Source organism: Cupriavidus sp. 05T313 (assembly GCF_056396665.1).
In genome coordinates this window covers 1-4,761 of the sequence record NZ_JBFTLX010000380.1, presented here as the reverse complement: position 1 = coordinate 4,761, position 4,761 = coordinate 1, and the positions used below count along the sequence as shown (strand labels likewise).

General features: G+C 65.7%; 5 protein-coding genes. 3 read left to right on the top strand and 2 right to left on the bottom strand.

Going from position 1 to position 4,761, the window contains the following annotated elements; genetic code table 11:
* Positions 1-622 precede the first annotated feature (622 nt).
* From tauA to AC1DKD_RS39215, 3 genes are all read left to right on the top strand, one after another.
* On the top strand, positions 623-1,636 hold the full coding sequence (gene tauA, locus AC1DKD_RS39225; RefSeq protein WP_441635874.1) for a taurine ABC transporter substrate-binding protein: 1,014 nt from the start codon (positions 623-625) through the stop codon (positions 1,634-1,636).
* A gap of 73 nt (positions 1,637-1,709) precedes the next feature.
* The gene (locus tag AC1DKD_RS39220; protein WP_477144562.1) at positions 1,710-2,486 is read left to right on the top strand and encodes a taurine ABC transporter ATP-binding protein; all 777 of its coding nucleotides are present in this window, start codon (positions 1,710-1,712) and stop codon (positions 2,484-2,486) included.
* 10 nt (positions 2,487-2,496) lie between these two features.
* Entirely contained in the window at positions 2,497-3,372 is an 876-nt protein-coding gene (locus AC1DKD_RS39215; RefSeq protein WP_477144561.1) for an ABC transporter permease subunit, read from the top strand.
* A gap of 54 nt (positions 3,373-3,426) precedes the next feature.
* On the opposite strand, the gene AC1DKD_RS39210 is transcribed toward AC1DKD_RS39215, so the two are convergent.
* Positions 3,427-4,155 carry an IclR family transcriptional regulator gene (locus AC1DKD_RS39210; protein ID WP_428180526.1) on the bottom strand — a complete coding sequence of 243 codons (729 nt, stop codon included), beginning with the start codon at positions 4,153-4,155 and terminating at the stop codon, positions 3,427-3,429.
* A 285-nt stretch (positions 4,156-4,440) separates the two neighbouring features.
* A partial coding sequence (locus AC1DKD_RS39205; RefSeq protein ID WP_477144560.1) for an IclR family transcriptional regulator domain-containing protein occupies positions 4,441-4,761 on the bottom strand: 321 nt, incomplete at its 5' end.

Genomic DNA, 4,761 nt, shown 5'->3' with positions numbered 1-4,761 from the left:
ATGCCGAACATGTCGGTCACGCCGTTGGCGGCAAGGGTCTCGACGAAGGCTTCCGAGGGGGTCATGGCCTGCGGGCCGGCGGTGGCGGCGCCGTCGGCGGGTTGGGTCTTGAGGGATTCGGGCAAGTGTTCGCTCATGGTGTCGTGTCTCCAGTCTATCGATCTCAAAACGGAACCAAATGTTCCGAAAAGTGTTCGTGAGTCGAAATGTAGGATGTGAGCGCGAGATGGTCAATAGAAGAATTCGATAAACGGAATGCCATGTACCTAAAAACGGTAGTAAATACCCTTTAAAGTGCAGCAAGAGCAATCTGGCGGGCCGTGTGGACCCACAGTTGGTCCCCGCTGGCTCTAACCCGGCGAGGGCCGGCTTTCTACCATAGGGCTACACCGCGCTCAGGGCTTGCTTCAACAGCATCCGGTGCGCGCCGGGCTGACTCTCCGCAGAGAAGAGCGCCGCTAAAACGAGAGGACGCAAAGACGTCCCAACCAGACGGAGACATTGGCATGCTTCATGCTCATCACCTCTTCCTCCTCGAGCAGGCACCGCCCTGGTGCCAGGCTTCCCGTGCCGGCGATCTCCGCCACAGCACACCACACAGTCAATCTTGAGGAGGTTCATCATGCGTTGGATCAAGCAGCTTGCAGCAAGCGTGGTCATGGCGGCGGTCGTCGCCCCGGGCGCCTACGCGCAGACCAGGGAAGTCGTCATCGCCTACCAGGACATGGTGGTGCCGTGGCGCTACGCGCAGGACATGAAGGAAGTCGAGAAGCAGACCGGCTACAAGGTCTCGTTCCGCCAGTTCGGCGGCGGCGGCGACGTGATCCGCGCGATGGCTTCGGGCCAGATCGCGATCGGCGAAGCCGGCACCTCGCCGATTGCCTCGGCGCTGTCGCAGGGGCTGGACGTGGAGCTCTTCTGGATCCTCGACGACATCAACGCGGCCGAAGCCATGGTGGCGCGCAACGGCAGCAATATCAACAGCGTGGCCGACCTCAAGGGCAAGCGGGTGGGCGTGCCCTTTGTCTCCACCACGCACTACCACACGCTGGTAGCGCTGGAGCAGGCCAAGATCAATCCCAAGGACGTCAAGATCATGAACATGCGGCCGCCCGAAGTGGCCGCGGCCTGGGAGCGCGGCGACATCGACGCCACCTTCATCTGGGATCCGGTGCTGGCCAAGCTCAAGCAATCGGGCAAGGTGCTGGTGACCTCCGGCAAGATCGCCGCCGAAACCGGCAAGGCGACCTTCGACGGCATGATCGCCAACAAGAAGTTCGCGCGCGAGAACCCCGAGTTCATGGTCAAGTTCGTCAAGATCCTGGCCGCGGCGGATGACAAGTATCGCCAGGACAAGGCCGCATGGACCGCGGAATCGCCGATGGTGAAGGCGGTTGCCAAAGTCTCCGGCGCCAAGGCCGAAGCCGTGCCGGCCAGCATGGCGCTGTACGGATTCCCCACGCTGGAGGAGCAAGCCTCGCCCCGCTGGCTGGGCGGCGGCGCGGCCAAGGCGCTGCAATCGGCGGCGCAGTTCCTGAAGGAGCAGGGCACCATCCAGACCGTGCTGCCGGACTACGGAACGGGCGTCAATGCGGAGTGGGTAAAGCGGGCCCTTGCCACCAGGACGCCGGCCTGACTGTCTTGTGCGCCGCGGAGCGGGCGATGTCCGCTCCGTGGCCTTGAATGACCTTTTCCGGAAGTTTGCAGCTATGGCCAAACTCGAAATCGACAACCTCAGCGTTAACTACGGCGGCCGTGGCGGCGCCGAAACGCTGGCCCTGTCGCAAGTCAATCTCACTATGGAGCGCGGCGATTTCGTCGTCGCGCTGGGCGCCTCCGGGTGCGGCAAGACGACCTTGCTGTCATGCATTGCCGGCTTCATGCAACCCTCGGAAGGCGAGATCCGCCTCGACGGCAAGACTGTGCACGGTCCTGGTGCCGAGCGCGGCGTGGTGTTCCAGAAGCATGCATTGATGCCCTGGCTCAATGTGCTGGACAACGTGGCGCTGGGCCTGCGGCTGCGCGGCGTGCCGCGCGCCGAGCGCCTGCGCATCGCGCAGGAAAAGCTGGCGCTGGTCGGGCTGGAGAAGGTGGCGGCCAAGCCCGTCTACCAGCTCTCCGGCGGCATGCAGCAGCGCGTTGGCATTGCCCGCACGCTGGCCAACGACCCTGCGGTGATGCTGATGGACGAACCGCTCGGCGCGCTGGATGCGCTCACGCGTGAAACCATCCAGGCGCTGATCCTCAAGCTGTGGGCCGCGGAACAGAAAATCGTGTTCTTCATCACCCACAGCGTGGAGGAAGCATTGTTCCTGGCCACCCGCCTGATCGTGATGACGCCTTCCCCGGGACGCATCGCGCATACCTACGAGCTGCCCTTCGCGCRGCGCTTCATTGCCTGCGGCGATGCCCGCGAAGTCAAGTCCGATCCCGAGTTCATCCGGTACCGCGAAGAAATCGTCGACCTGATCCATGCCACGCCCTGAGGAGTCCGACATGACTGCTACCGCCCAACGACTCGACCCCCCTCCCGGCGCGGGCGCCATGCCCGCCAGGCCGGCCGCGCGCCGCATGAAGGCCGTCTCCGGCTACCGCCTGCCAGGCGAGGGCTCAAGCTCGCGCATCTCCACCATCACCGTGGTCTCGCTGCTGGCGCTGTGGTGGATCGCCAGCCACCTGCGCTGGCTGCCGCCACTGTTCCTGCCCACGCCGGAATCCATCATCAATGCCTTTATCGATGCCTGGAACGGCAATGTGCAAGGCGGCCTGCCGCTGACGGAGCACTTCCGCGCCAGCATGGTGCGCGTGTTCGGCGCCTTCGCGCTGGCCACGGTCACGGCCGTGCCGATCGGCGTGATGATGGGCGTGTCGCGCATCGCGCGCGGCGTGTTCGATCCGCCCATCGAGTTCTACCGGCCGCTGCCGCCGCTGGCCTACCTGCCGCTGATCGTGATCTGGTTCGGCATCGATGAAACGTCGAAGATCCTGCTGATCTTCCTGGCCTGCTTCGCGCCGCTGGCGATGTCGGCGCAGGCGGGGGTGCGCTCGGTCACCATCGAGCAGATCAATGCGGCGTACTCGATGGGGGCCAACCGGTGGCAGGTGATCCGCCATGTGGTGATTCCTGCGGCGCTGCCCGACATCCTGACCGGGATGCGCATCGCCATCGGCTTCGGCTGGACCACGCTGGTTGCCGCCGAGATGGTGGCCGCCACGTCGGGCCTTGGCCAGATGGTGCTCAACGCGTCGAACTTCCTGCGCACGGATGTGGTGATCATGGGCATCGGGCTGATCGGCCTGATTGCCTATACCCTCGACCTGCTGATGCGCAAGACGGAGAAGTGGCTGGTGCCCTGGAAGGGAAGGATGTAAAGCCAGAGCCTGTGCCGTGCCGGGCGCCGCTATCCGCGCCGCCCGTTTCCCCGTCTAGAACGTAGCGGCCAGCTCCCTGGCCGTTTCCTGCAAGCGCGGCACGAACTCCAGCGAGCGCGACAGCGGCGAGCGTGCCGTGGGCGCATGCACCGCCAGGGCCGCCACCACCTGCCCGCGCTCATCGCGCACCGGCACCGCCACGCAGGAAATCCCCGCCACGAATTCCTCGTTGTCCACGCCAAGCTGCTTGTGGGCGCTGCGGTCCAGCTCGGCTTCGAGCAGTTCCACGTCGGTGACGGTATTGGGCGTAAAGCGCTCCAGCGGCAACTGCCGCACCAGCGCGGCGCGCTGCTCGCGCGGCAGCAGCGACAGCAGCAGCTTGCCGCTGGCAGAGCAGTGCAGCGGCACGCGCGATCCGGGTTTCAGGTCCAGCCGCAGCGGCCACGGGGCTTCCATGCGGTCCAGGTACAGCACCGAGGTTTCGTGCAGCATAGTCAGGTTGACCGTTTCGCCGATATCGGCCACCAGCCGTGCCAGGATGGCATGGCGCAACTGGCGTGTGCCCGAATGCGTGACGATGGCCACGCCCAGCCGCGAGAGGCGCGGCCCCACCGCGTAGGCGTTGCGCGCACCGGGCTCGCGGATCACCAGCCCGCCCGCTTCCAGCGCGCCAAGCATGCGGTGCAGGGAAGCCTTGGGCGCTTCGAAACCCTGCATGATTTCCGCCAGCGACAAGGGCCGGTCCGCCGCCACCAGGAATTCCAGCAGCGCGAAGGCGCGCAGCGTGGGGGTGTCGCGGTCCGCAGCGGCATCGGCTGCGGCGTTCGGGACCGGCGGCGTGGCGGCCGGTTCTTCCAGCCGCAAGGGCGCCGCCGCGCGCGCGCCTTTGGCGGATTTTTCCTTGGGTGCCTCKGGAGGCGCTTTTCTTTGTGCTGCTGCTGTTGCCGATTTCAATTCGGACTCCGTTCCGGAAAACGAGACAGATTGATTGTATTCCACTTCAGACCTTCGCTTGTGGGCAGCATCAGCCAGCGCGTCTGCCGCCCCTTGTCGGGAGCGGGCAAGGGCCTAGCGTTCGTCGCAAAGTACTTTTGCCATGCCGCGCGCCGCCTCGCGCAACGTCGGCACCGCTCGCACCAGCGCCTCCAGCGATACCCGGGCCGTGGGCGCGTGACAGGCGATAGCCGCTATCACGGGGCCATCCGGGGCGGCGGCGTCAGCCGTGCCGCCGCCGGCGCGCACGGGTACCGCCACCGCCGTCATGCCGCGGACGAACTCTTCGTTATCCACGCCGATACCCTGGGCGCCGAGGCGGTCCAGTTCAGTGTCGGACGAACTCTTCGTTATCCACGCCGATACCCTGGGCGCCGAGGCGGTCCAGTTCAGTGT

Bases quoted from the DNA above. Each gene is read 5' to 3' on its own strand.
- tauA (WP_441635874.1), top strand. From the start codon at position 623: ATGCGTTGGATCAAGCAGCTTGCAGCAAGCGTGGTCATGGCGGCGGTC.
- AC1DKD_RS39215 (WP_477144561.1), top strand. From the start codon at position 2,497: ATGACTGCTACCGCCCAACGACTCGACCCCCCTCCCGGCGCGGGCGCC.